This is a genomic window from Streptomyces blattellae, from assembly GCF_009709555.1.
Taxonomy (GTDB): domain Bacteria; phylum Actinomycetota; class Actinomycetes; order Streptomycetales; family Streptomycetaceae; genus Streptomyces; species Streptomyces blattellae.
Genome location: NZ_WJBG01000161.1, coordinates 64,264 through 86,688, shown reverse-complemented (window position 1 = coordinate 86,688; position 22,425 = coordinate 64,264). Strand labels below are relative to the sequence as shown.

The window sequence follows — 22,425 nt, the reverse complement described above, 5'->3', positions numbered from 1 at the left end:
GGATGCGCATCGCGTTTCTGACGGCGCCCGAGGGCGTGGAGCAGATCGAGCTGGCCGACCCGTGGCGGGCGGCGGTCGAGGCGGGGCACGCTCCGGTGCTGGTGTCGACGAAACCCGGCCGGGTGCAGGCCTTCGACCACCTCGACAAGGCGGACACCTTCGCCGTGGACGAGGTGGTCGGCGAGGTGCCGGCCGAGTCGTTCGGCGGGCTGGTGCTGCCCGGTGGCGTGGCCAATCCGGACTTCCTGCGGATGGACGAGCGCGCGATCACGTTCGTCCAGGCCTTCTTCGAGCGGGGAAAGCCGGTCGCCGCGATCTGCCACGCCCCGTGGACGCTGGTCGAGGCGGATGTCGTACGGGGCCGCACGCTCACCTCGTGGCCCAGCCTGCGGACCGACATCCGCAACGCGGGCGGCACCTGGGTCGACGAGCAGGTGCACATCGACGACCAGGGCCCGAACCAGCTGATCACCAGCCGCAGGCCGGACGACCTGAAGGCGTTCGACGAGGCCTTCCTGGAGGTGTTCGCCCGGCAGACGGTGTGACCAAGGCCCGCTAGACGGGCTGACCTGCGCGGGGGCTGACCTGCGCGGGGTCTACGAATCCCCGCAGGCCCGTTCCCGGGCCCCCTCACGTGTGCGGCCCGCGGCCACCAGGCGCCGCGGGTTGCGGCGCAGATACTCGCCCTCCAGCTGCGCCATCCGGTCGTTGTGGGCGCGCAGCGCGTCGTTCGAGCCGTACAGCAGCGTGTCGTGACGCGTGCGGTGGATGGTCTCCAGCTCCTTCATGAGCTGCTGGTCGTCCAGTCGGCCAGGGTCGACTCCGGTCATCGTGGTGCCCCGCTCGTCGTGGTCGTCCATACGGTTCGAGTACCCGCCGGATCCCGCTTCTCTGCATCCACTGTACGAACTCTCCACGACTCAGCGCGCCCGCTCCACCCGCCGTTCGTCCCACACCGGCTGCGCCGTCTCGCGGACCCGGCCGTCGCTGCCGAAGACCAGGTAGCGGTCGAAGGAGCGGGCGAACCAGCGGTCGTGGGTGACCGCGAGGACCGTGCCGTCGAAGGCCTCCAGGCCCTCCTGAAGTGCTTCGGCGGACTCCAGGTCGAGGTTGTCGGTCGGCTCGTCGAGCAGCAGGGCCGTGACGCCTTCCAGTTCCAGCAGGAGGATCTGGAAGCGGGCCTGCTGGCCGCCGGAGAGCCGGTCGAAGCTCTGCTCCGCCTGGTTCGTCAGTTCGTAGCGGCGCAGCCGGGACATGGCGGCGCCGCGGTCCTGGGAGTGCTCGGTCCACAGGATGTCGAGCAGCTTGTGCCCGGCCAGCTCCGGGTGCGCGTGCGTCTGGGCGAAGTGCCCGGGGACGACCCTCGCACCCAGCTTCCAGTCCCCCGTGTGCGCCACCTCGTCCCCCGCCAGCAGCCGCAGGAAGTGCGACTTGCCGGAGCCGTTGGAGCCGAGGACGGCGACCCGCTCGCCGTAGAAGACCTCCAGGTCGAACGGTTTCATCAGGCCGGACAGCTCAAGTCCCTTGCAGGTGACGGCCCTTACGCCGGTACGGCCGCCCTTGAGCCGCATCCTGATGTCCTGCTCGCGCGGCGGCTCCGGCGGCGGACCGGCCTCCTCGAACTTGCGCAGCCTGGTTTGGGCGGCGCGATACCGGGAGGCCATGTCGGCGCTGTTCTCGGCGGCCTGACGCAGCGTCAGCACCAGCTTCTTCAGCTGGGCGTGCTTCTCGTCCCAGCGTCTGCGCAACTCCTCGAAGCGGGCGAAGCGTTCGCGCCGCGCCTCGTGGTACGTGGCGAATCCGCCGCCGTGCACCCAGGCGTCGGCGCCCGCGGGGCCCGGCTCCACGGAGACGATCTTCTCGGCGGCGCGGGCGAGGAGTTCCCGGTCGTGGGAGACGAACAGGACCGTCTTGCGGGTCTCCTTCAGCCGCTCCTCCAGCCAGCGCTTGCCGGGCACGTCGAGGTAGTTGTCGGGCTCGTCGAGCAGCAGCACCTCGTCCGTGCCGCGCAGCAGCGCCTCCAGCACCAGCCGCTTCTGCTCACCGCCGGACAGCGTCCGCACCTGCCGCCACTGCGCCTTCTCGTACGGCACCCCGAGCGCGGCCGTGGTGCACATGTCCCACAGCGTCTCCGCCTCGTACCCGCGCACCTCCGCCCAGTCGGCCAGCGCCTGCGCGTACCTCAGCTGCGCGGCCTCGTCGTCGACCGTCATGATCGCGTGCTCGGCCCTGTCGACCGCCTCGGCGGCCTCGCGGATCCGGGGCGTCGCGACCGACACGAGCAGATCCCGTACGGTCGTCTCGTCCCGTACGGAGCCCACGAACTGGCGCATCACGCCGAGGCCGCCGCTGACGGTGACCGTGCCGCCGTGCGGCTTCAGCTCTCCGGAGATCAGCCGCAGCAGGGTCGTCTTGCCCGCGCCGTTCGGGCCGACCAGGGCCACGGCGGCGCCTTCGCCGACCCGGAAGGAGACATCGCCGAGCAGCGCCCTCCCGTCGGGGAGGTAGTACTCCAGATGTGCGGCTTCCAGATGTCCCATGACGACGCATTCTGCGGGCGGCGGCCGAGACAGGGCAAACGCTTATCGGGCCTGCTCGGCCCCGCCCAGGGGCTGACCGGTGGGACCGCCTCGGGTGCCGGGTCCGGTGGCCGCCACGACGGCGCCCGCCCACGACAGCGCCTTCCAGCCGTCGGCCGGGGAGCCCTCCAGGACGACCACGCCGGTGTTGTCGAGCGGGTGGGCGGCGGCGAAGGGGACGTCGACGTTGTCCGCGCGGGCCGCGGTCCACATGCGGATCGCCGCGCCGTGGCTGACCATGGCGACGGTCCCGGCACCGCTGTCCGCGGCCTCGGCGACCACCGCGTCGTACCGGGCGAACGCCTCGGTGCCGCTCTCGCCGCCCGGTATCCGCAACGACAGGTCGCCCGCCGCCCACGCGAACACGGTCTCCATGTAGGCCCGGCCGCGCTCCCCGTCACCGGGCAGCATCTCCAGATCGCCCGCCGCCAGCTCCCGGATGCCGTCGCGGACGATCATGTCGAGGCCGCGGGCGGCGGCCAGCGGGGCGGCGGTGAGCCGGGTGCGGACCAGGGTGGAGACGTACAGGGCCTCGATGTCCTCGTCGGCGAGTGCCTCGGGCAGCAGGGCCGCCTGCCGCTCGCCGAGCGCGGTCAGCCCCGGGCCGGGAACGGCCGTGTCCAGCAGGAAGTCCACGTTCGAGGGGGTCTGGCCGTGGCGTATGAGGAGCAGGCGCATCTATGGGGCCTCCGGGTGTCGCTCGCGGCCCGCCGCACAAGAAACGGGCACTTCAGGGTACCCGGCACACTATGAGCCCAGATGTCGATCTCACCGTCCCGGCCCCTGGCCACCGTGTGCTGCGCGACCGGCTGCTCGCACTGGACTGCCGTCTTTTCGAGTCCGCGGCCGAACGCCGCTGGCCCGGCGCCGAGCGCATCCTGCCCAAGCTGAGCCGGAGCGCGAACCACGGAGTGCTGTGGTTCGCCGCGGCGGCCGCCATCGCGGCGAGCCGGACGCCCCGGGGCCGCCGCGCCGCGGCCCGCGGCGTCGCCTCGCTGAGTCTCGCCTCGGCCACCATCAACACGCTCGGCAAGCGCAGTGTGCGCCGCCCGCGTCCCGTCCTCGACCCGGTGCCGCTGGTCCGGCAGCTGAAGCGGCAGCCGATCACCACATCCTTCCCGTCCGGTCACTCCGCGTCCGCCGCGGCCTTCGCGACCGGCGTCGCCCTGGAGTCGCCCGCCTGGGGCGCGGCGGTGGCACCGATCGCCTGGTCGGTCGCGCTGTCCCGCGTCTACACCGGCGTCCACTTCCCGAGCGACGTGCTCGCGGGCGCCGCCCTGGGAGTGGGTGCCGCGTACGCCGTACAGGGCCTGGTGCCGACCCGCGCCCAGGGCACCCCGCCGGCCCGGCCGCGAGCGGAGGTCCCCGCCCTGCCGGACGGCGCCGGCCTGGTCGTCGTGGCCAACACCGGTGCGGGCACCGCCGAGCGCGCGTACGCGCTGGCCCAGGCGCTGCCGCAGGCCGAGATCGTGCAGTGCCGATCGGCGGAGATCCACGACGAGTTGGTCAAGGCGGCGGCCCGCGCCCGGGTGCTCGGGGTGTGCGGCGGCGACGGCACGGTGAACACCGCCGCCGAGATCGCGCTGCGCCACGGCCTGCCGCTCGCGGTGCTGCCCGGCGGCACGCTGAACCACTTCGCCCACGACCTGGGTGTGGAGGACGTCCGCGATCTGAGCCGGGCCGTCCGCGGCGGCGAAGGCGTACGTGTGGACGTGGGCCGGTTCGCCTGCGGTGGGCGGGAGGGCATCTTCCTCAACACCTGCAGCCTGGGCGTCTACCCGGAGCTGGTGCGCGAGCGGGACCGCTGGTCGCACCGGATCGGCGGCTGGCCGGCGGGAGTGCTCGCGGCCCTGCGGGTGCTGAACGCCGACCGCCATCCGCTGCAGGCCGAACTCGGCGGCCGGGCACGCCCGTTGTGGCTGCTGTTCGTCGGGAACGGCACCTACCACCGCATGGGCCTGGCGCCGGGCCGGCGTACGGATCTGGCGGACGGCCGCTTCGACGTACGGGTGGTGCACGGCGGCCGCAAACCGGCGTTGCGGCTGCTCGCGGCGGCCGCCGCCGGCCCACTGCCCCTCCCCCAGTCTCGGCTTCGCTCGACCGGGGGGACCCCCATCCCTGCCCATGCGGCCGTCCAGGTGGGCCGGCTGCGGCTGGCCGGCGTCGCCCCCGGGACCCTGCTCGCCTTCGACGGCGAAGTCACGGAGGTGGCGGGCGAGGTGACGCTGGAGAAGCTGCCGGAGGCGCTCACGGTGTACCGGCCGTCCACATAGCCGTCCACATAGCAAAACTCTGGTCTCATTATTCGACATGCCGACGTACGCTGTCAGCATGTCGAAACCGCAGGAGAAAGCCCGGGAAACCGCCGTCTACACACACGGCCACCACGAGTCCGTGCTGCGCTCGCACACCTGGCGGACCGCCGCCAACTCCGCCGCCTACCTCCTCGGTTCACTCGAACCGCGGATGAAGATCCTGGACATCGGCTGCGGCCCGGGCACGATCACCGCCGACCTGGCGGCGCTGGTCCCCGAGGGCCACGTCACCGGCGTCGACCGGGCGCCGGAGATCCTGGACCGGGCCCGGGACACCGCCGCCCAGCGAAACCTGACGAACTCCGACTTCGCGGTGGCCGACGTCCACGCCCTGGACTTCCCGGACGACACCTTCTGCGTGGTCCACGCCCACCAGGTGCTCCAGCACGTCGGCGATCCGGTGCGGGCGCTGCGCGAGATGGCCCGGGTGACGAAGCCGGACGGCTTCATCGCGGTCCGCGACTCGGACTACGCGGCGATGACCTGGTACCCCGCGTCACCGGGCCTGGACGGCTGGCTGGACCTGTACCGGCGGGTGGCCCGCGCCAACGGCGGCGAGCCGGACGCGGGACGCCGGCTGAAGTCCTGGGCCCTGGCGGCAGGCCTCACCGACATCACCGCCACCTCCAGCACCTGGACCTTCTCGACGCCGGACGAGCGTGCCTGGTGGAGCGGCCTGTGGGCCGACCGCACCCTGGCATCGGCGTTCGCGGAGCGCGCCACGGCCGGCGGTCACGCGACGCCCGAGCAACTGCGGGCCGTGTCGGACGCCTGGCGGGACTGGGGGGAGCAGGAGGACGGCTGGTTCAGCGTGCTGCACGCGGAGATCCTCTGCCGGAAGAAGGCCTGAAAAGAAAGCCCGGAAAGAAAACCTGGAAGAACGCCCGGAAGAAGACCCGGAAGAAGGCCCGAGAGACGGCCCGGAAAAGAAGACTGAAAACTGGGTTTCTGGAAACCCGGCCAGCAGGAGGTCGAATTATGGTTCCTATTCTGCTGGTGCTTCTTCTGGCACTGTTGCTTTTCGGTGCCGGATTCGCCGTACAGCTGCTGTGGTGGATTGCGGTGGCGGTGCTGGTGCTGTGGCTGCTGGGATTCCTGATGCGAGGCACGACGGCAGCCGGAGGCAGGGGCCGCTGGTACAGGTGGTGAGTCCGCTCCCCGGTCACTCCCTGGGGAGCAGCGGTCCGAGCGGCCCGAGGTCCAGATTGAGGTCCTCGGGCCGCAGTCCGTAGCGCTCACGGAGTTCGGTCATCCGGTCGTCGAGCAGCATCAGCGTGAGCCCGATCCGCTCTTCCTGCTCCTCGGTCAGGTCCCCCTGGTCGAAGCGGCGCAGCGCCTGTCGCTCCATGAGCTGGCGCAGCAGCTCCACGACGGTCAGGACGAGCTTGACGAGGTCGCGTTCGACGGTGTCGGGGTCCAGGTCGAGCCGGTTGCGCGGGGTCATGTCAGCTCCTGGAAGGGCGAGGGAACCTGTGCGTTCACGGAGCTGATCAGCGCGTTCAGGTCGATCCGGACGAGGTCGACGTCCGCGATGCGCAGCGTGACATCGCCCGTGATGACGACGCCGCCGGACAGCAGCCGGTCGAGCAGGTCCACGAGGGCGACCTCACGGCGTTCGATGACGGTCACGCGCCCTCCTCCCCCACGAATGAATACGCCGCCCAGGGCCCGGTGAGTTCGACGCGAATTCCCGCTTCCTCGTCCTTCGTACGGTCCACGAGTTCGACGAAGCTCTCGGAATCGGCGCGCGGCACGAGATAGGCGGCGTTGAGCACATTCCGTCCGGAGGCCCCGGAAAGGGAGGCATTCTGCGGGGCGTGCAGCCGGGAATCCTCGGCGCGCTCGGAAAGCGTGGCGTGCAGTCGGCTCGCGAACGTCTCGGCGTGCTGCCACATGTCGTCGTGCGCACGGGCCCGCGAACGACGCTGCCGTAGATAGTCCCGGCCCGACGTGGGCGTCCCCGCGGGCGGGCCGTTCTCCGCGGGTTCCGCCTCGGCGTACACCTTCACACCCCATTCCACCCGCCCCTCCAGGCGGTCCAGGGTGCGCCGGAACTCGGCCTCGCGTGCCTCCATCATGATCCGTACGCCGCTGTCGTCCCGGAAGACGGTGGCGAGCCGGAGCGGCAGGGGTGTGGTGACCACGGTGAGTGCGTCGATCACGCTCTGGTGGGCGCGGGCGGTCTCGGTGAGCCAGTCCAGGTCCTCCAGGTGGGCGCGGAGCGGTTCCTCGGCGAAGTCGCGCTCCGGCACCGTGCTGAGGACGGCGACCAGGCCGTGGTGCGTCAGCTGTTTCGGCGGCTCGCCCGCGACGCCCTTCAGCTGGGTCTGGAGCGCGGACCGGAAGGGGCGGCACACGGCGTAGACGTAACGCAGGCCGGTCATGGGATCTCCTCCTGGCCTCGGCCGGGTTCCAGGGCGGCCAGCCGCTCGCGCAGCTCGGCGTTCTCGCGGGCGAGCTCGTCACGCCGGGCACGCGAGGACAGCGACGGGTCGTCCTCCCACCAGTCGATACCCATCTCGCGTGCCTTGTCGACGGAAGCGACGATCAGCCGCAGCTTGACGGTGAGCAGCTCGATGTCGAGCAGGTTGATGCGGATGTCGCCGGCGATGACGACACCCTTGTCGAGCACCCGCTCCAGGATGTCCGCGAGGTTCGCGCTGCCGTTGGAGCTGTAGGGCTCGGGAAGCCGGCTGGGCGTCGTCATCCGCCCTCCTCCGTCTCGCCCTTGAGGTCGAGCCGGGCCAGGCGGCCCTGGGTGTGCCAGAGGTTGCCGGTCTTCTCGAACAGGCCCTCGGGGTAGTACTCGATCACCAGCAGGACGCGGGTGAGGGTGTCGGCGAGGGAGTGGGGCGCCTTCTTGCCCGGCGCCTTCAGCGCCGCTTCGTTCCGCCGCGGCTCCGGCTCTTCTTCGTCGTGGTCCTCGGCGTCCTCGGCGTCACCCGCGTCCTCGGCGCCCTCCGCCTCTTCGGCTCTCTCGGGGTCATCGAGCTCAGCGGGCTCAGCGGGCTCCCCGTTCCTCTCGAAGTCGAGGTCGGGCTCATCGGTTACGACGCCGGCGAGTTGGTCACGGACGGGTTCGGTGCGTCCGTGCAGCCGGTCCGCGAGGGCGTCGAGCCGGCGCTCGGCCATGGCACCCGATGCCGCCTTGCCGACGCCTCGCAGGTCCTCGCGGAGCTGGTCCCCGATCTCCTTGAACTGCGGATGGTTCGCCGGTTGCGGGGTCACCAGGTCCACGAGCGCCCGCGGGCCGGGCTGCATCCGCCTGCCGGCCGCCAACGTGCCGACGGCGAACGTCAGCTTCATCTTCTTCGTACGTCCGAGGACGTATCCGGCCCCTATCGCGAGGCCCGGTCCCACTCGGTTCATCGTGCCGTCCCGTTGCCTGTGCCCGCGTTCGTGCGCAGGCCCGTCTCCAGCCGGTCGAGGAGTCCGTCCTCCCGGCGGTCGAACTCCTCCTCGTCGATCTCACCTGCCTCCAACTGGCCTTCGAGCAAGGCGAGTTCGGCCCGGACGGTGGCCGGGTCGCAGTAGATCCGCTCCGCCTCGTCCAGTACCTGTCCCATCACCCACGCGCTGCCGCGCACCGGAGCGAACGGCAGCAGCAGGATCTCTCCGATCAGTCCCACGTCTCACTCCTCGGCGGCGTCGGCGCCGAGGACGCTGCCCGCCGGTTCGGCCGTGCCGGGCTCGACGAAGCTGTACGGCGGCAGCGGGCCGTTGAGACGGAGTTCGAGGTGGGGGAAGGCCTTGCGGATCTCCTCCACGGCGGTCACGAACGTCTCGGCCGTCTCCCGGTCCACCAGGAACGACAGATTGGCCAGCCAGCCGGTGGAGTCGGGGCCCACGCTCACGGCCGCCGCGGCCGGTTCCAGGGCGCCGCGCACCTCGGCCGCGTCCTCCGCCTCGCGGGCCTTGACCGCGGCGACCACCGTCTCGCCGAGCCGCAGCCGCTGCTCGTAACTGCCGCCGCCGGCCTGCCGGTTGGCCTCCGTCATGGCCCGGATCTCCGGGTTCTCGGAGAGCATCCGGTGCAGGACGGCCTCCTCGTCGTGCACCGCCTTCACGTTGTACTCGACCTTGCCGTCCAGCGCCCGCAGCCGCTCGTTGTAGTGGTCGGCGCGCTCGGCGAGCACGCCGGTGACGGCCTCGTCGTCCTGGGCGACGCTGCCGAAGCGCATGGGCAGCACGCACCCGGCGGCGCCGGTCTCGGCGAGCACGGCCTGATGCGCCAGCAGATCCCGGCGCTTGGGGCGCAGCCCCTCGGGCGCGTCGCTCACCAAAGCCGCCAGGTCCGCCGCGGTCAGGACACGGACGGGGCACGGCGGGTCGCCGACGCCGGACAGCTTCTTGGGCAGGGACGGATGGGAGGCGGCGGCGATGCCGTAGACGTACGTACTCACTCCTGTTCCTCCTTCCGGCGTGCGGCGGTCGACTTGCGTGCGCGCGGCCTGGACTCGGCCTCGCCTTCCTGCCGTGACTGCTTGAAGGCGTCGGAGATGGTTTCGGCGGCGCCGGACAGCACGCCCTTGGACTTGCCCTGCGCGCCGGACTCGGTGATCCGGCCGACGACGTCGGGCAGGCCGGGGCTCTTGCGCGGTCCGGCCTCCAGGTCGAGCCGGTTGCACGCCTCGGCGAAGCGCAGATAGGTGTCGACGCTGGCGACGACGACGCGGACGTCGATCTTCAGGATCTCGATGCCGACGAGGGAGACCCGCACGAACGCGTCGATGACGAGCCCCCTGTCGAGGACGAGTTCCAGGACGTCGTAGAGGCCGCTGGTGCCGCCTCCGCCGCCGGCTTGCTGTGCCGGGACAACGGTCATGCCGACCGTTCCTCCTTCTTGTCTTGTTGTCTTGGGATGTGTCTGGGGGTGTGCCTGGGGGTGTGCCTGGGGGTGTGCCTGGGGGTGTGCCTGGGGGTGTGCCTGAGCATGTGTCTCGGGATGTGACGGGGGATCTGTCTTGGGATGCGGTGGGCGGGCGGGGCCTAACGACCACCGGGCCTGTGCGCGTCGGACCGCCCCCGTTCGTAACGGCGAAGGCGCCGGTAGCCGGTGAGCTGCCCCTGGGGGTCGAGATCGACCCGGTAGCTCGCGAGCAGGCTCATCGTGTCGGGGACGCGGGCCAGTTCCAGGACCTCGATCTCCAACGTCCAGCCGTCCTCGGTCTGTTCGAAGGACGACACCGTCTCCGCGGTCATGCCGGTGAGTTCGGCGAGCTGGGTGCGTGCCTCGCGCAGCACTTCTGATGGTTTGGGTGTGTTCTGTGAATCAGTCATGGGCGCCTCGAACGGCGAGTGGCCCCAGACGCGTTGGCCAAACCCATGGCACCGCGTATTTCAGTCACGCAGTGCGTCAAGCCTGCGCCGGGCCGGTCCCAGGGCGCGGCCCTTCCTCATCGCGCCGCCCCAGGGGTCGGTGCGGGCCTGCTCGACGGCGTCGGCGATGGTCCAGTGGCGGGCGTCGAGCTCCGGGGCGTCCAGCTGGGCCCAGGTCAGGGGCATGGCGACGGGCGCCCCTGGCTTGGCGCGGACCGTGAAGGGCGCGGCGGCGGTCTGCGCGTAGGCGTTGCGCTGGACGTCCAGGTACAGCCGGTCACCGCGGTCCTTCTTGCGGGCGGCGGTGGTGAGACGGTCGGGGTGGGCGGCGGCGAGGGTGTCGGCGAGGTCGCGGGCGAACTCCCGTACCTCGTCGAAGCCGTGACGTCCGTTCAGCGGCACGATCACATGCAGTCCGCGGGAGCCGGTGGTCATCAGGGCCGAGGGCAGCTCCAGTTCGCCGAGCAGTCCGCCCAGCAGCCGGGCGGCCTCCCGCACCGCCTCGAAGTCGTCCCCGGCCGGGTCGAGGTCGAAGACCATCCGGTCGGGCCGGTCGAGGCTGCCGGTGCGCGACAGCCAGCGGTGCAGGGTGAGACAGGCCTGGTCGGCGAGGTACACCAGGGTCGCGGTGTCGTCGCACACGGTGTGGCAGACGGTGCCGCCTTCCTTGGACACCTCGACCCGGGTGATCCACTCCGGGTAGTGGTCGGGGGTGTTCTTCTGCATGAACCGGGGACCGTCGAGCCCGTCCGGCTGCCGCTGGAGCATCAGCGGGCGTCCGCGCAGATGGGGCAGCATGAACGGGGCGACGGCCCGGTAGTAGTCGACGAGGTCGCCCTTGGTGTACTCCCTGGCATCCCCGTCGCCGGGGAAGAGCACCTTGCCGGGGCGGTGCACCTCGACCGTACGACGGCCCGCGCGCACTCTTCTCGCGTCGTCGCCGGTCATCGTACGACCGCCTGCTCCACCAGCAGCCGTCCCGCCGCCGCGATCGACTCGGCGTCGATGCCCGCGGCGTGCAGCTGCTCCTGAGGTGACGCAGAGCCCGGCATCGACCGTACGGCGAGCCGCGCCAGCCGCGGCACGGGCCGGCCGTCGAGGAACGCGGCGAGGACGGCGTCTCCGATGCCGCCCTCCTCGTGGTGGTCCTCCACGGTGAGCAGGCAGCCGGTGTCCTCGGCCGCCTTGCGCAGGGTGGGCAGGTCGGCGGGCTTGACCGAGTAGAGGTCGACGACCCGTACGGCGATGCCCTCGCCCGCCAGCGCGTCGGCGGCGGCCAGCGCCTCGTGCACGGTGACGCCGGCCGCGACGAGCGTCATCCGGTCCTGATCCGAGGAGCGCAGCACCTTGCTGCCGCCGACCGGGAACTCCTCGTCGGGGCCGTAGATCACCGGGCTCTTGCCGCGGGAGGTACGCAGATAGCGGATGCCGTCGCGGCCCGCCATGGCGGCGACGAGGTGCGCGGTCTGGTTGGCGTCGCACGGGTACAGCACGGTCGAGCCGTGCACCGCCCGCATCATCGCCAGGTCCTCCAGGCCCATCTGCGAGGGCCCGTCCTGCCCGATCGCGACACCAGCGTGCGAGCCGACGAGGTTGATGCCGGCGCCGCTGACGGAGGCCATGCGGACGAAGTCGTGGGCGCGGGTGAGGAAGGCGGCGAACGTGGACGCGTACGGCACCCAGCCGCGCGCCGCGAAGCCGACCGCGTTCGCGACCATCTGCTGCTCGGCGATGTAGCACTCGAAGAACCGGTCGGGGTGTTCCTTGGCGAAGAACTCGGCCCGCGTGGAGTCGCTGACCTCGCCGTCGAGGGCGACGACGTCTCCGCGCGCGCTGCCGAGCGCGGCGAGCGCCTGCCCGTAGGCGTCGCGCGTGGCGACCTCTTCTTCCTTGTCCCAGCGGGGCAGTTCGAGGTCCCCGGTGGGCACGGCGTGCAGCATCCGTGCCGCGGGGGGCTCGTGGACCCGGACGCGCAGGTCGCGTCGTCCGCCGAGTTCGGCGACGGCCTCGTCGGCGTCCGGCAGCGGCTTGCCGTGCAGGCCCTCGCGGTCCTGGACGGCCTCGACACCCTTGCCCTTGAGGGTGCGGGCGAGGATCGCCGTCGGCTGGCCGGTGGTCGACAGCGCCTCACCGTAGGCGCGGTCGATCGCGTCGACGTCATGGCCGTCGATCTCGACGGTGTGCCAGCCGAAGGCCTGGAAGCGGCGGGCGTAGGCGCCGAGGTGGTGGCCGTGCCGGGTGGGGCCGCGCTGGCCCAGCCGGTTGACGTCGACGATCACGGTGAGGTTGTCCAGATGCTCGTACGCCGCGTGCTCGGCGGCCTCCCACACGGAACCCTCGGCCAGCTCGCTGTCGCCGCACAGCACCCACACCCGGTATCCGGTGCGGTCCAGCCGCTTGCCGGCCAACGCGATGCCGACGCCGACGGGCAGTCCCTGACCGAGCGAACCGGTGGCCGTCTCGACCCAGGGCAGCCGCCGGGGCGTCGGATGTCCTTCGAGCCTGCTGCCCAGTGTGCGGAAGCCGAGCAGCGCGTCGTCGTCGAGGGCGCCGGCCGCCTTGTAGAGGGAGTACAGCAGGGGCGAGGCGTGGCCCTTGGACAGCACGAAGCGGTCGGCGGCGGGGTGCGCGGGGCGGTCGAAGTCGTAGCGGAAGTGGTGGGCGAGCAGCACCGCCATCAGGTCGGCGGCGGACATCGAGGAGGTGGGGTGCCCGGAGCCCGCGGCGGCAGCGGCACGGACGCTGTCGACGCGCAGCTGCTGGGCGAGTTCCTGGAGTTCGCCGGTGTTCATGGGGCTCCTTCCGCGGGGTCGTCGGGGCGCTTGACGGGGCCGGGTGGTTCGGCGTGCTCGGAGCTGTGCGGTGCCTCGACGGGTTCCGCCGGCGGATCGGCCTCCTCCGTCTTCTCCGCCTTCTCCGTCTTCTCCGCCTTCTCCTCCGGGGCCGGTACCCGCGCCAGTTCGGGTGAGTCCGTGTCCAGCGGGACCGACCAGGACCGTACGAGCCCCAACTGGACGGCCTGGCGCGGCAGTACCGCGTCGAGCAGCCAGTCGGCAGCGACCCGGACGCGGTTGCCGGGCATCGCCGCGAGGTGGTAGCCGCGGGTGACCGCCCCGGCGAGCGGGCCGGCCAGCGGCACGCCGAGCGGGTTGGCGGCGGCCTGCGCGCCGCCCAGGTCCACGACGAACCCCAGGTAGCGATGGCGGTAGACGCGCCGCTCACCGATACCGAGGGAGGCCGCGACGTTGCGACCGACGACCTTGCCGTGCCGCCAGGCGTGCTGTGCGGTCATCGGCGTGAAGGAGCCGGGCTTGTCCAGGTCGGGCACGGCGGCCGCGTCACCGCAGGCGAACACCTCGGGCCGGCCCGGCACTTGCAGGTACGGGTCGACGATCAGCCGCCCGCGTTCCAAGGGCTGCCCGATGCCCTCGACGAGCGGATCGGGCCGCACGCCCACGCACCACACCAGCGTCCGTGTCTCGACGAACTCCCCGTCGGTCAGCAGGACTCCGTCGTGCGTCGCCTCCTTCACCGAGGTCCCCATGCGGACTTCGACGCCCCGCCGCCGCAGTACCCGGTCGGCGGTGCGGGAGAGGTGCTCGTCCAGTTCGGGCAGCACGCGCGGCGCGATGTCGAGCAGCAGCCAGCGCGGGCGCATCCCGTCCCGCAGCGGATGCCCCTTCACCTGCGCGTCCGTGTACCGCTGGCCCTGCGCGGCGACTTCGGTGCCGGTGTATCCGGCGCCCACCACGACGAAGGTGCACCGGGCGGCGCAGCTCTTGGGATCGTCCGCGCCGGCCGCCAGCTCCACCTGCCGGGTCACGTGATCGCGCAGATACAGCGCCTCGGGCAGCCCGCGGAAGCCGTGCGCGTGCTCGGCGACGCCGGGGATGGGCAGCAGCTTGTTGACGCTGCCGACGGCGAGCACCAGCCGGTCGTACGGCAGCGTGCCGCCGCCGCCCTCGGGGTCGGAGTAGTGCACGGTACGCGCGTCGAGGTCGATGCCGTCGGCCTCGCCGAGCACCAGTCGCACCCGGGGCAGGGTGCCCGAGAGGGAGACGGTGACCCGGCGTGGTTCCAGGATGCCGGCGGCGACCTGGGGCAGCAGGGGCAGATACAGGAAGTAGTCGGTCGGGTTCAGCAGGGTGATCTCGGCGCGGTGCCGGGTGTGCCGGGCCAGCGTGCGGGCCGCCTGGTACCCGGCGAAACCGGCACCGACGATCACGATGCGGGGTCGACTCACGGTTCGCCTCCGGCGCTTCGGGCTCGTACGAGGTTTTCCGCGTCCCCCTGGTCAGCGCCCCCAAACGCGGCGGTGCGCGCGTTTCGCCCCCATGGCCAGGGATACCCGGCGAGCGACCGACCCGCCTTGACCGACCCGCCCCACCCCGCCCCCGGAGGTGTCCTCCCCATGCCCGAGTACGGCTACTTCCTGTCGTGCGAGGAGTGCGGCCCCGCAGATCTCGTCGAGCAGGCGAGGATGGAGATGCTGGAGGAGGCGATCCAGGTGATGCGGCGGCTCTTCACCGGCGAGGAGGTCAGCCACTACGGCACCCACTACAAGGTCGAGAACGCCCGCCTCTACACCGTGCCCGACGAGCCCGTGCCGATCGACGTCTCCGGCTTCGGACCAGCGGCGACCGCGCTCGCGGCCCGCGTGGGCGACGGCTACATCACGATGATGCCGGACGACGCGCTCATCGAGAACTTCCTCCCCCACTGCCTTAAGGGCGTGGGGGCACCCCCATCGGCGGCGGGGCGGCAAGCCGGTCAGCGGCGGCACGAAGGTCTGCTACGGCGCCGACCGCGACGAGGCCGTACACACCGTCCACCGGCTGTGGTCCAACCGGCTGCTGCCCGGCGAGATGGGCCAGATCCTGCCCTCCCCCAAGCACTTCGAGCAGCTGGAGCCGCTGATCAGCGAGGAGACGGTGCGCGAGCAGTCGGTGTGCGGGGACGACGTCGACGAACACGTCGCCGCGCTCACCGCGTTCGACGAGGCGGGCTTCGACCGGATCTACGTCAACCAGATCGGCCCGGACCAGCGCGGCTTCTTCGACTTCTACCGTACGAAAGTGCTGCCGCAGCTCCAGCAGGCCGGCCGCTGATCGGTACGGGGGCGAGTCAGCGATGAAACTCCACCGGCCCGTGGTGTCGGTGTACACGGTGCCGACGGACGCACCCGAGGCCGACGGCACGCTGGCATGGGACGCGACGACGGTGGTGATCGCCGAGGTGACGGCCGGTGACGCGACCGGCACGGGCTGGACCTACGGTCCGGCGGCGGTCGGCGACTTCCTGAGCAGGCACCTCGCTCCGCTGGTCGAGGGCCGCAGCGCCCTGGACATCCCCGCCGTGCACACCGCGATGTGCCGCTCCGTGCGCAACGCCGGACGGCCCGGCATCGCCGCGTGCGCGATCTCCGCGGTCGACATCGCCCTGTGGGACCTCAAGGCCCGGCTCCTGGAACTCCCGCTGGCCCGGCTGCTGGGCGTCGCCCGCGAGCAGGTGCCGGTCTACGGCAGCGGCGGGTTCACGACGTACCACGACACGCATCTGGCCGCCCAGTTGAACGGCTGGGTGCACGGGCAGCACATCCCTCGGGTCAAGATGAAGATCGGCGAGAGCTGGGGCCGAGCGGTCCCCCGCGATCTGGCCCGCGTCCGCGCCGCCCGCCAAGTCATCGGCCCCGACGCCGAGTTGTACGTCGACGCGAACGGCGCCTACACCCGCAAGCAGGCGGTCCGCGTCGGCCGTGCGCTCGCCGAGCACGGGGTCGGCTGGTTCGAGGAACCGGTCTCCTCCGACGACCTGACCGGCCTGCGCCTGGTCCGCGACGCGCTGGTCAGCGATGTGACCGCCGGTGAATACGGTTACGACCTCCCCTACTTCGCCCGCATGATCGCGGCCGGCGCGGTCGACTGCCTCCAGGTCGACGCGACCCGGTGCGGCGGCCTCACCGAGTTCCTCCGGGCCGCCGCCCTGGCCCACGCCCACGGCCTGGAGGTCTCCACCCACTGCGCCCCCCACGCCCACGCCGCCGCAGCCGCCGCGATTCCCAACCTCCGCCACATCGAGTGGTTCCACGACCACGTCCGCATCGAGGACATGTTCTTCGACGGCGCCCTGGACCCCACGGGCGGCTCGGTGCGACCGCTGCGCGGGGTGGGGCACGGCCTGACGCTGCGGACGGACGAGGTGGAGGAGTTCAGGGTCGCGTGACCGGTCGGCTGACCAGGCTGGCCAGTTTGCGGGCGGCCAGGATCCCGGCGCCCGCGGTGAGCGCCGTACCGATACGGCCGCGCTGCGTGGAGAGCCACTCCTGGGGGCTGTCCGCGTGGGACTCCGCGTCGAACCGGCCGTGCGCCCCGAAGTCCCGCCCGTGCGGCCCGTCGGCCGGGGTCCACAGGTTGCCGGGGTCGCGGTGCTCGCCCTTGTCCTGCTGGGCGTCGAATCCGGTGCGGGCCAGGTAGCGGTCCAGCAGTCCGGGAGCGACCGCGTTGGCGACCAGCGCGGCCACCGTGGAGCCCCCGACCCAGTACTCCCGCCGCCGCCCGTGCCCCGCCGCATGCACGATCGCCCGCGCCGCCACCTCCGGCTGGTACACGGGCGCCACGGGCCGGGCCGGTCCCGGCATCCGGCTCAACACCCAGTCGAACTGCGGGGTGTTGACCGCCGGCAGTTGCACCATCGTGGTACGCACCCGGCTCCCCTCGTGCAGCAGCTCGCACCGCAGCGACTCGTTGAACCCCTGTATCGCGTGCTTCGCGCCGCAGTACGCGGACTGCAGCGGAATCCCCCGGTAGGCGAGCGCGGAACCGACCTGCACGATGGTCCCCCGGTTCCGCGGCAGCATGTGCCGCAGCGCCGCCCGGGTTCCGAACACACAGCCCAGATACGTCACTTCGGTCACCCGCCGGAACTCGTCCGCGGTGATCTCCGTGAACGGTGCGAAGACCCCGGCAAAGGCGTTGTTGACCCATACGTCGATGCCCCCGAAGGCGTCGGCGACCTGCTGCGCGGCGTCCTCCACCGCCTTGGGGTCGGCCATGTCGACGGTGACGACGAGAGCCTGGCCACCGGCGCGCTGCACCTCATCGGCCGCCGCGGCCAGGCCCTCGCGCCCCCGGGCCAGCAGGGCGACCCGGTCGCCCCGCGCGGCGAAGGCCACAGCCGCGGCCCGGCCCACGCCGCCGCTGGCCCCGGTGACCACGACGGCCCTGCCGCCCTTCGACAGCGGATTCCGCGACGGCATACGCATGGGGCATCACGCCCTGTGGTGCGGCTGCTCGGGGTCGATGTCGTCGGGACGCGGCGCGGCGGGCGGTATCCCGGCCCCTGGCGTGCCGGGCGGCACCGGCGGATAGGGTGGCGCAGCCGCGCTGCCCGGCGCCATGCCGCCGAGGGCACGTTCGCGTCCGGCGGCACGTTCGGCCTCGCGCTCCGGCGTCGGCCGGTTCGCGGACGGCCGGGCGGAGCCGCGCAGCGCATAGGCCACGACGCCCAGGATCACCGCGGTGATCAGCGCCGCGGCCCAGTCCGGCAGTCCGGTGGCGAGGGCCAGGCCCAGGGCGAGCGCGAGGGCCGCGCCCGCGTACAGGGCGGCGGCGCCGGACGCGGCGTACAGGACGGCCGTGCGGCGCTGCTTGCGGGTCTGCTGACGCAGTTCGTCGCGTACGGTCTCCCGCGCCACCTGCGCCAGTTCGTCGACCAGTTCCTTGTCCAAGTGCTCCAGATGATCCAAGCGGTCCATGGCCGCCGGGTACCCGCGGGCCGGTGTGCGTAACGCCCAGCGGTGATGGGCTGACTTGGTGGCCGGGGCGGGGAGATCGGGCGAAAGGATCTCCGCGTCCCGGCCGTCCCAACTAGGCTCGTGCGCATGGACATTCTGGGAGCCACGCTGCGCGTCTGCGTCGACGACCTGGAGACCGCGGTCCCCTTCTACGAACGCCTCGCGGGCGGCAGAGCCCTCCGTTTCGAGCGCGGCGGTGTCCAGGTGGCCGCCGTCGGCTGCTTCCTGCTGATGAGCGGGCCGGAATCGGAGCTGGAGGTGCTGCGCAAGGTCGCGGCGACGATCGCCGTCACGGACGTCGACGAGGCCCACAAGGTCCTCACCGAGCTGGGCGCGCACATCGTCGCGGGCCCGGTGACGACACCGGTGGGCCGGAACATGATCGTGATGCATCCGGACGGCGCGATCTACGAGTACGTGGACCGCCGCGGCTGAGGCACCTCGCGGCGAGGACGGTGCTCAGGGCCGACCGGAAACCCGCATCCCGGCGGTGATCGCCCAGCGTTCGTGGTCCCGCCAGGCCCCGTCGATGTAGAGGAAGTCCGGCGAGAAGCCCTCCAGGCGGAAGCCGCAGGCGCGGGCCAGGGCGATGGACGCGGTGTTGGCGGGCTGGACGTTGATCTCCAGCCGGTGCAGCCGCATCGGCCCGAAGGCGTGGCCGACCACCAGGTTCAGGCCCTCGCGCATGAGCCCCCGCCCGGCCGCGTGCGCGAAGGCGCCGTAGCCGAGGGCGCCGCACAGGAAGGCGCCCTGGACGATGTTGTTGATGTTGATGAATCCGGCGATGGCCCCGCCGTCCCTCTCGCAGACCAGGAAGCCCGCCTTGGTGGGGTCCTCGATCAGCCGGCCCGCGTAGGTGGCGTAGGCCTGCGGGCTGTCCGGCGGGAAGAGCCACGGGTGGTGCAGGTCCTTGCTCTCCCGGGCGCGTGCGGTGAACTCGGCGGCATCGTCGTGGGTGAAGTGGCGTATGCCCACACGAGGGCCTTCGGCGAGGTGGCGGGATGCGGTGTGCGGCATCCCGCCACCCTACGACGGGCCTCCTGCCGCCGGGCTACTGTCGCCGTCTCATGAAATAGGCACCGCACAGCCCGCCGATGATTCCCGTGCCGAGCAGTGCCATCCACAGCGGCATCGACACCTCGGGGATCAGCAGCCGGATCTCGGTGGTGCGGGTGTTCTCGAAGATGAAGATCAGGGCGAGGACGACGAGCACCAGGACGGTGATCCGGGCCGGGGTCATGGCCCCTCGCACACCGCCGCCCTTCGCGCGCGCCTTGCCGCCCCTCTCCCTTGTCGTCGGACTCATATGACCAGCATGGTCCGCACCCGCCCTGTACGCACGGTGAGCACCCCGCACAGGCCGGGCGAGCGAGCGCTCGCTCAGCCGGCAGCGTCGCGGTGAAGCTCTTCGTGACATCGCGGACACGAACCGGTGCGACCAGCCGGCCGGTGCACCATCCGGTCCGCTCAGTTCAGCGCCGGTTCGTCGAGCGTCAAGGTGCCCGCGTCGGCGTCGAGTCCGGCGGCCAGGCCGAAGGGCACGGTCAGCGCCCCGTCGCAGTGGCCGAACCCGAACTCCTCGACGACCGGGATGCCCAGTCCGCCGAGCCGGTCCGCGAAGACGGCGCGCAGTGCGTCGTAGGGACCGCATCCGTGCCACGAGCCCAGCGCGACTGCGGTGACGCCGTCGAGGCGTCCCGCGCGCAGGAGCTGGGTCAGCATCCGGTCGATCCGGTACGCCTGCTCGCCGACGTCCTCGATCATCAGCAGCCCACCACGGGCATCGGTGCGGGCGTGCGGTGTGCCGAGGTCGGACACGAGCAGACTGAGGCATCCGCCGTAGGTGACACCCCGGGCCCGTCCGGGGACCAGGGGGGTGCCGCGGGACGCGATGCGGCGGACCGTCTCGGGGGCGAAGAGGGTGGCTCTCAAGTGGTCCTGGGCCCGGGTGTTCTTGATGAAGTCGACGCCCGCGGCGGCCGGCCCGTACAGCGTCGCCAGCCCCAGCCGGGTGGCGAACGCCTCGTGCAGCACGGTGATGTCGCTGAAGCCGACGAACACCTTCGGCCCGGCCGCGCGCATCGCGTCCCAGTCCAGCAGGTCGACCATCCGCTGGACCCCGTAGCCGCCGCGGGCGCACAGTACGGCGGCCACCGACGGATCGCACCAGGCGGCCTGCAGATCGGCGGCCCGGTGCGCGTCCGTGCCCGCGAGGTAGCCGAACTCGCCGTGCCGGTCCAGGACATGGGGTGCGACGACCGGTTCGAGGTCCCAGCCGCGCAGCACGTCAAGGCCGGCCTGCAGTCGCTCCTCGGCCACGGGTCCGCTGGGCGCGACGACGGCCACGCGGGCGCCGGGGGCCAGCCGGGACGGACGTACGAGCTGCTTCACGTGCGGAGCTCCAGGGTGTCGACGCCGGGCGGGTGCAGCCCGAAGACCTGTGCGTACAGGGAGAGTTCGGCCTCCAGGGCGCGGATCATGGTGTCGGCCCGCCGGAAGCCGTGCCCCTCCCCCTCGAAGGCGATATAGGCGTGCGGCACACGGCGGCCCTCCAGGCGGGCCAGGAAGCGTTCGCACTGCGCGGGCGGGCAGATCACGTCGTCCAGGCCCTGCAACAGCAGGAAGGGCGCGGTGATCCGGTCGGCGTGCTCGGCGGGCGACCTCCCCCAGTGCCTTAAGGGCCTGGGAGGTGCCCCCACCGCGTACCGCGCGGGCACCTCGGCGAGCGGCCCGACCAGCGACTCCAGGTACTGCGACTCGAAGTCGTGGGTCTCCCCCGATCCCCAGCCGGTCAGATCGAGGATCGGGTAGATGATCGTGCCGCAGGCGTAGACGTCGGTCGTGGCCAGCGACGCGGCCGCCGTCCAGCCGCCCGCGCTGCCGCCCCGGATGGCGAGCCGGTCACGGTCCGCGGTGCCCTCGTCGGCGAGGGCCAGGGCGACGGCCGCGCAGTCCTCGACGTCGACCACGCCCCACTGCTCGCGCAGCCGGTCCCGGTAGGCCCGTCCGTATCCGGTCGAGCCGCCGTAGTTGACCTCGGCGACCCCGATGCCGCGCGAGGTGAAGTAGGCGATCGCCAGGTCGAGCACGAGCGGTGCCCTGCTGGTGGGCCCGCCGTGCGCCCAGACGACGTACGGCGGCAGCTCGTCGCCGGGCGCGACGCACGCGGGGTGGTGGGGCGGGTAGACGTGCGCGTGGATCTCCCGTCCGGCCGGTCCGGTGAAGGTGCGGATGTGCGGCTCGGGGTAGTAGGCGGGGTCGACCGAGTTCTCGTGCGCGGCACCGACCACCCGGGCCCGGCCGACGGGGGCGCCCCCGCGCGAGGTTGTTCGAGCGTGGGGGACGGCGTCCAGCTCCACCACCTCGTACGCCGTGCGCGGACTCGCCCCGACGGCGACGATCCTCCCCCACCCTTCGGACGGGGGGACCCCCACCTCGCTTCGCTCGCCGTGCGCCGCGAGCGTGGGCGCGAACTCGGTCCAGGGGCCCGCGGCGTCGACGACCTCGCCGGTCTCCGGGTCGAGGATCCCGAGCGCGGTGGCCCCGCGGCCGTGCACGACGGCGATCAGTCCGTTCTCCAGCGGGGCGAACCAGCGGTGGCCGAGCTTCCACAGCGGCCCGCCGAACTCCTCCTCGCGCGGACACAGCGGACGGCCGTCGCGGTAGAGGTTCCACCAGCCGGAGCGGTCGCTCGCGTACAGCAGGGAGCCGTCGGGTGCCCAGTCCACCTGGGCGATGGACTCCTCGGGGCCGCCGGCGACCGTGCGCGCCGCACGGAAGACACCGTCCGCCACCTCGGCGACCACGAGTTCCGTGCCGTCCCACGGCATCCGCGGATGGTCCCAGGCGAGCCAGGCCGCGCGCCGCCCGTCCGGGGAGATCCGCGGCCCGGTCACGAACCGGTGCCGGCCGTCGCTGAGTTCCCGTACGGCGTCCCGGTCCTCGGCCGCCGAACCGTCCAGCGGCACCGCGGCGAGCACCCGGCGTACGTCGGTGGGCGCGTCGCCGGTGAACTCCTCCATCACGCACCACACCTCACCGGCGTCCAGCCGCATCCGCGGCTCGGCCCACCGCGGTCCGGCCGGCGTCAGCGGACGCGGCTCGCCGCCCGGCTCGTACCGGTACAGCCGCTGGTCGGCGAAGTCGACGAACACGACGAGCGGTCCGGCGGCACCGGCCCAGGGCTGTCCGCCGTACTCGATGACCCGACTGCGCACGTTCCACGGCGCGGGCAGCACCGACTCCTCTCTGCCGTCGGCGAGACGCCTCACCAGCGTGCGCCGGCCGCCCTCGGCGGGCCGTGGCTCGGTCCACCAGACCTCGTCGCCCACGAAGCCGACGTACTCGGGGTGCCCGTCGTGGGCGGCGGCGAGGGCGGCGTCGATGGGGGACGGCCACGAACCGAATGCCAGCTCCATGC

General features: G+C 72.3%; 27 protein-coding genes and 1 pseudogene. 7 read left to right on the top strand and 21 right to left on the bottom strand.

Translation table 11 applies throughout. From position 1 onward, the window contains the following. Positions 1-2 precede the first annotated feature (2 nt). Entirely contained in the window at positions 3-545 is a 543-nt protein-coding gene (locus tag GFH49_RS19840; protein WP_155057419.1) for a type 1 glutamine amidotransferase domain-containing protein, read from the top strand. A 51-nt stretch (positions 546-596) separates the two neighbouring features. Here the strand turns inward: GFH49_RS19840 and GFH49_RS19835 are convergent, their stop codons facing one another. Genes GFH49_RS19835 through GFH49_RS19825 form a run of 3 tightly spaced genes read right to left on the bottom strand, consistent with a single transcriptional unit; the run spans position 597 to position 3,257 of the window. Further along, on the bottom strand, positions 597-860 hold the full coding sequence (locus GFH49_RS19835) for a DUF6158 family protein (protein ID WP_155057418.1): 264 nt from the start codon (positions 858-860) through the stop codon (positions 597-599). A gap of 60 nt (positions 861-920) precedes the next feature. Continuing rightward, positions 921-2,540, bottom strand: a complete 1,620-nt coding sequence (locus tag GFH49_RS19830; protein ID WP_155057417.1) for an ABC-F family ATP-binding cassette domain-containing protein — start codon at positions 2,538-2,540, stop codon at positions 921-923. 42 nt (positions 2,541-2,582) lie between these two features. Continuing rightward, complete coding sequence (locus GFH49_RS19825) at positions 2,583-3,257, bottom strand: histidine phosphatase family protein (RefSeq protein WP_155057416.1); 675 nt, start codon at positions 3,255-3,257, stop codon at positions 2,583-2,585. A 71-nt stretch (positions 3,258-3,328) separates the two neighbouring features. Between GFH49_RS19825 and GFH49_RS19820 the strand changes: the two genes are divergently transcribed. The 3 genes from GFH49_RS19820 (at position 3,329) to GFH49_RS19810 (ending at position 6,043) form a co-directional block, all read left to right on the top strand. Next, a complete protein-coding gene (locus GFH49_RS19820) occupies positions 3,329-4,852 on the top strand; it encodes a bifunctional phosphatase PAP2/diacylglycerol kinase family protein (RefSeq protein WP_155057415.1) in 1,524 nt (507 codons plus the stop codon). A 58-nt stretch (positions 4,853-4,910) separates the two neighbouring features. Next, the gene (locus GFH49_RS19815; RefSeq protein WP_155057414.1) at positions 4,911-5,744 is read left to right on the top strand and encodes a methyltransferase domain-containing protein; all 834 of its coding nucleotides are present in this window, start codon (positions 4,911-4,913) and stop codon (positions 5,742-5,744) included. A 128-nt stretch (positions 5,745-5,872) separates the two neighbouring features. After that, a complete protein-coding gene (locus GFH49_RS19810) occupies positions 5,873-6,043 on the top strand; it encodes a hydrophobic protein (RefSeq protein WP_155057413.1) in 171 nt (56 codons plus the stop codon). A 13-nt stretch (positions 6,044-6,056) separates the two neighbouring features. Here GFH49_RS19810 and GFH49_RS19805 read toward each other — a convergent pair whose 3' ends face one another. From GFH49_RS19805 to GFH49_RS19750, 12 genes are all read right to left on the bottom strand, one after another. Next, complete coding sequence (locus GFH49_RS19805) at positions 6,057-6,338, bottom strand: gas vesicle protein K (RefSeq protein ID WP_155057412.1); 282 nt, start codon at positions 6,336-6,338, stop codon at positions 6,057-6,059. Then, positions 6,335-6,523, bottom strand: a complete 189-nt coding sequence (locus GFH49_RS19800; RefSeq protein ID WP_155057411.1) for a gas vesicle protein — start codon at positions 6,521-6,523, stop codon at positions 6,335-6,337. The genes GFH49_RS19805 and GFH49_RS19800 overlap by 4 nt, the downstream gene beginning before the upstream one ends. After that, positions 6,520-7,278: a GvpL/GvpF family gas vesicle protein gene (locus tag GFH49_RS19795; protein ID WP_155057410.1), complete on the bottom strand. Its 759-nt coding sequence runs from the start codon at positions 7,276-7,278 to the stop codon at positions 6,520-6,522. Before GFH49_RS19795 ends, GFH49_RS19800 begins: the two co-directional genes overlap by 4 nt. After that, positions 7,275-7,601, bottom strand: coding sequence for a gas vesicle protein (locus GFH49_RS19790; RefSeq protein WP_155057409.1), 327 nt, complete (start codon positions 7,599-7,601; stop codon positions 7,275-7,277). Before GFH49_RS19790 ends, GFH49_RS19795 begins: the two co-directional genes overlap by 4 nt. Beyond that, the gene (locus tag GFH49_RS39420; RefSeq protein ID WP_196218057.1) at positions 7,598-8,263 is read right to left on the bottom strand and encodes an SRPBCC family protein; all 666 of its coding nucleotides are present in this window, start codon (positions 8,261-8,263) and stop codon (positions 7,598-7,600) included. The genes GFH49_RS19790 and GFH49_RS39420 overlap by 4 nt, the downstream gene beginning before the upstream one ends. Next, complete coding sequence (locus GFH49_RS19780; RefSeq protein WP_155057408.1) at positions 8,260-8,523, bottom strand: gas vesicle protein GvpG; 264 nt, start codon at positions 8,521-8,523, stop codon at positions 8,260-8,262. Before GFH49_RS19780 ends, GFH49_RS39420 begins: the two co-directional genes overlap by 4 nt. 3 nt (positions 8,524-8,526) lie before the next feature. Continuing rightward, positions 8,527-9,297 carry a GvpL/GvpF family gas vesicle protein gene (locus GFH49_RS19775; RefSeq protein WP_155057407.1) on the bottom strand — a complete coding sequence of 257 codons (771 nt, stop codon included), beginning with the start codon at positions 9,295-9,297 and terminating at the stop codon, positions 8,527-8,529. Next, positions 9,294-9,719 (bottom strand): gas vesicle structural protein GvpA, encoded by a 426-nt coding sequence (locus GFH49_RS19770; RefSeq protein WP_155057406.1) that lies wholly within the window; start codon positions 9,717-9,719, stop codon positions 9,294-9,296. The genes GFH49_RS19775 and GFH49_RS19770 overlap by 4 nt, the downstream gene beginning before the upstream one ends. A gap of 164 nt (positions 9,720-9,883) precedes the next feature. Further along, positions 9,884-10,174, bottom strand: coding sequence for a gas vesicle protein GvpO (locus GFH49_RS19765; RefSeq protein WP_155057405.1), 291 nt, complete (start codon positions 10,172-10,174; stop codon positions 9,884-9,886). 60 nt (positions 10,175-10,234) lie between these two features. Then, the gene (gene ligD / locus GFH49_RS19760; protein ID WP_155057404.1) at positions 10,235-11,161 is read right to left on the bottom strand and encodes a non-homologous end-joining DNA ligase; all 927 of its coding nucleotides are present in this window, start codon (positions 11,159-11,161) and stop codon (positions 10,235-10,237) included. Further along, complete coding sequence (locus GFH49_RS19755; RefSeq protein WP_155057403.1) at positions 11,158-13,005, bottom strand: transketolase; 1,848 nt, start codon at positions 13,003-13,005, stop codon at positions 11,158-11,160. Before GFH49_RS19755 ends, ligD begins: the two co-directional genes overlap by 4 nt. Further along, entirely contained in the window at positions 13,002-14,456 is a 1,455-nt protein-coding gene (locus tag GFH49_RS19750; RefSeq protein ID WP_155057402.1) for an NAD(P)/FAD-dependent oxidoreductase, read from the bottom strand. The genes GFH49_RS19755 and GFH49_RS19750 overlap by 4 nt, the downstream gene beginning before the upstream one ends. A 234-nt stretch (positions 14,457-14,690) precedes the next feature. Between GFH49_RS19750 and GFH49_RS19745 the strand changes: the two are divergent. Next, positions 14,691-15,321 (top strand): annotated as a pseudogene (locus GFH49_RS19745) (TIGR03557 family F420-dependent LLM class oxidoreductase); the annotation flags it as partial. A 22-nt stretch (positions 15,322-15,343) separates the two neighbouring features. Next, complete coding sequence (locus GFH49_RS19740) at positions 15,344-16,435, top strand: enolase C-terminal domain-like protein (RefSeq protein WP_155057401.1); 1,092 nt, start codon at positions 15,344-15,346, stop codon at positions 16,433-16,435. On the opposite strand, the gene GFH49_RS19735 is transcribed toward GFH49_RS19740, so the two are convergent. Both GFH49_RS19735 and GFH49_RS19730 read right to left on the bottom strand, forming a co-directional pair. Beyond that, positions 16,422-17,468 carry an SDR family oxidoreductase gene (locus GFH49_RS19735; protein ID WP_155057530.1) on the bottom strand — a complete coding sequence of 349 codons (1,047 nt, stop codon included), beginning with the start codon at positions 17,466-17,468 and terminating at the stop codon, positions 16,422-16,424. The two genes, GFH49_RS19740 and GFH49_RS19735, sit on opposite strands and share 14 nt — an antisense overlap. 12 nt (positions 17,469-17,480) lie before the next feature. Further along, positions 17,481-17,966 carry a phage holin family protein gene (locus GFH49_RS19730; protein WP_155057400.1) on the bottom strand — a complete coding sequence of 162 codons (486 nt, stop codon included), beginning with the start codon at positions 17,964-17,966 and terminating at the stop codon, positions 17,481-17,483. 126 nt (positions 17,967-18,092) lie between these two features. On the opposite strand from GFH49_RS19730, the gene GFH49_RS19725 reads away from it, so the two are divergent. Next, complete coding sequence (locus GFH49_RS19725) at positions 18,093-18,440, top strand: VOC family protein (protein WP_155057399.1); 348 nt, start codon at positions 18,093-18,095, stop codon at positions 18,438-18,440. A gap of 24 nt (positions 18,441-18,464) precedes the next feature. Here the strand turns inward: GFH49_RS19725 and GFH49_RS19720 are convergent, their stop codons facing one another. From GFH49_RS19720 to GFH49_RS19705, 4 genes are all read right to left on the bottom strand, one after another. Continuing rightward, positions 18,465-19,022 (bottom strand): GNAT family N-acetyltransferase, encoded by a 558-nt coding sequence (locus GFH49_RS19720; protein ID WP_155057398.1) that lies wholly within the window; start codon positions 19,020-19,022, stop codon positions 18,465-18,467. Between the two features lie 34 nt (positions 19,023-19,056). Next, complete coding sequence (locus GFH49_RS19715; RefSeq protein WP_155057397.1) at positions 19,057-19,311, bottom strand: LapA family protein; 255 nt, start codon at positions 19,309-19,311, stop codon at positions 19,057-19,059. A gap of 161 nt (positions 19,312-19,472) precedes the next feature. Next, a complete protein-coding gene (locus tag GFH49_RS19710; RefSeq protein WP_155057396.1) occupies positions 19,473-20,396 on the bottom strand; it encodes a S66 peptidase family protein in 924 nt (307 codons plus the stop codon). Next, positions 20,393-22,423: a dipeptidyl-peptidase 5 gene (locus GFH49_RS19705; RefSeq protein WP_155057395.1), complete on the bottom strand. Its 2,031-nt coding sequence runs from the start codon at positions 22,421-22,423 to the stop codon at positions 20,393-20,395. The genes GFH49_RS19710 and GFH49_RS19705 overlap by 4 nt, the downstream gene beginning before the upstream one ends. Between the last annotated feature and the right edge of the window lie 2 nt (positions 22,424-22,425).

Excerpts from the sequence above, each read along its gene's own strand:
- GFH49_RS19715 (WP_155057397.1), bottom strand. The coding sequence starts at position 19,311 with ATGAGTCCGACGACAAGGGAGAGGGGCGGCAAGGCGCGCGCGAAGGGC.
- GFH49_RS19820 (WP_155057415.1), top strand. The coding sequence starts at position 3,329 with ATGAGCCCAGATGTCGATCTCACCGTCCCGGCCCCTGGCCACCGTGTG.
- GFH49_RS19705 (WP_155057395.1), bottom strand. The coding sequence starts at position 22,423 with ATGGAGCTGGCATTCGGTTCGTGGCCGTCCCCCATCGACGCCGCCCTC.
- GFH49_RS19825 (WP_155057416.1), bottom strand. The coding sequence starts at position 3,257 with ATGCGCCTGCTCCTCATACGCCACGGCCAGACCCCCTCGAACGTGGAC.
- GFH49_RS19765 (WP_155057405.1), bottom strand. The coding sequence starts at position 10,174 with ATGACTGATTCACAGAACACACCCAAACCATCAGAAGTGCTGCGCGAG.
- GFH49_RS19770 (WP_155057406.1), bottom strand. The coding sequence starts at position 9,719 with ATGACCGTTGTCCCGGCACAGCAAGCCGGCGGCGGAGGCGGCACCAGC.
- ligD (WP_155057404.1), bottom strand. The coding sequence starts at position 11,161 with ATGACCGGCGACGACGCGAGAAGAGTGCGCGCGGGCCGTCGTACGGTC.
- GFH49_RS19755 (WP_155057403.1), bottom strand. The coding sequence starts at position 13,005 with ATGAACACCGGCGAACTCCAGGAACTCGCCCAGCAGCTGCGCGTCGAC.
- GFH49_RS19730 (WP_155057400.1), bottom strand. The coding sequence starts at position 17,966 with ATGGACCGCTTGGATCATCTGGAGCACTTGGACAAGGAACTGGTCGAC.
- GFH49_RS19815 (WP_155057414.1), top strand. The coding sequence starts at position 4,911 with ATGTCGAAACCGCAGGAGAAAGCCCGGGAAACCGCCGTCTACACACAC.
- GFH49_RS19835 (WP_155057418.1), bottom strand. The coding sequence starts at position 860 with ATGGACGACCACGACGAGCGGGGCACCACGATGACCGGAGTCGACCCT.
- GFH49_RS19795 (WP_155057410.1), bottom strand. The coding sequence starts at position 7,278 with ATGACCGGCCTGCGTTACGTCTACGCCGTGTGCCGCCCCTTCCGGTCC.
- GFH49_RS19740 (WP_155057401.1), top strand. The coding sequence starts at position 15,344 with ATGAAACTCCACCGGCCCGTGGTGTCGGTGTACACGGTGCCGACGGAC.
- GFH49_RS19735 (WP_155057530.1), bottom strand. The coding sequence starts at position 17,468 with ATGCCGTCGCGGAATCCGCTGTCGAAGGGCGGCAGGGCCGTCGTGGTC.
- GFH49_RS19790 (WP_155057409.1), bottom strand. The coding sequence starts at position 7,601 with ATGACGACGCCCAGCCGGCTTCCCGAGCCCTACAGCTCCAACGGCAGC.
- GFH49_RS19830 (WP_155057417.1), bottom strand. The coding sequence starts at position 2,540 with ATGGGACATCTGGAAGCCGCACATCTGGAGTACTACCTCCCCGACGGG.
- GFH49_RS19810 (WP_155057413.1), top strand. The coding sequence starts at position 5,873 with ATGGTTCCTATTCTGCTGGTGCTTCTTCTGGCACTGTTGCTTTTCGGT.
- GFH49_RS19805 (WP_155057412.1), bottom strand. The coding sequence starts at position 6,338 with ATGACCCCGCGCAACCGGCTCGACCTGGACCCCGACACCGTCGAACGC.
- GFH49_RS19840 (WP_155057419.1), top strand. The coding sequence starts at position 3 with ATGCGCATCGCGTTTCTGACGGCGCCCGAGGGCGTGGAGCAGATCGAG.
- GFH49_RS19725 (WP_155057399.1), top strand. The coding sequence starts at position 18,093 with ATGGACATTCTGGGAGCCACGCTGCGCGTCTGCGTCGACGACCTGGAG.
- GFH49_RS39420 (WP_196218057.1), bottom strand. The coding sequence starts at position 8,263 with ATGAACCGAGTGGGACCGGGCCTCGCGATAGGGGCCGGATACGTCCTC.
- GFH49_RS19720 (WP_155057398.1), bottom strand. The coding sequence starts at position 19,022 with ATGCCGCACACCGCATCCCGCCACCTCGCCGAAGGCCCTCGTGTGGGC.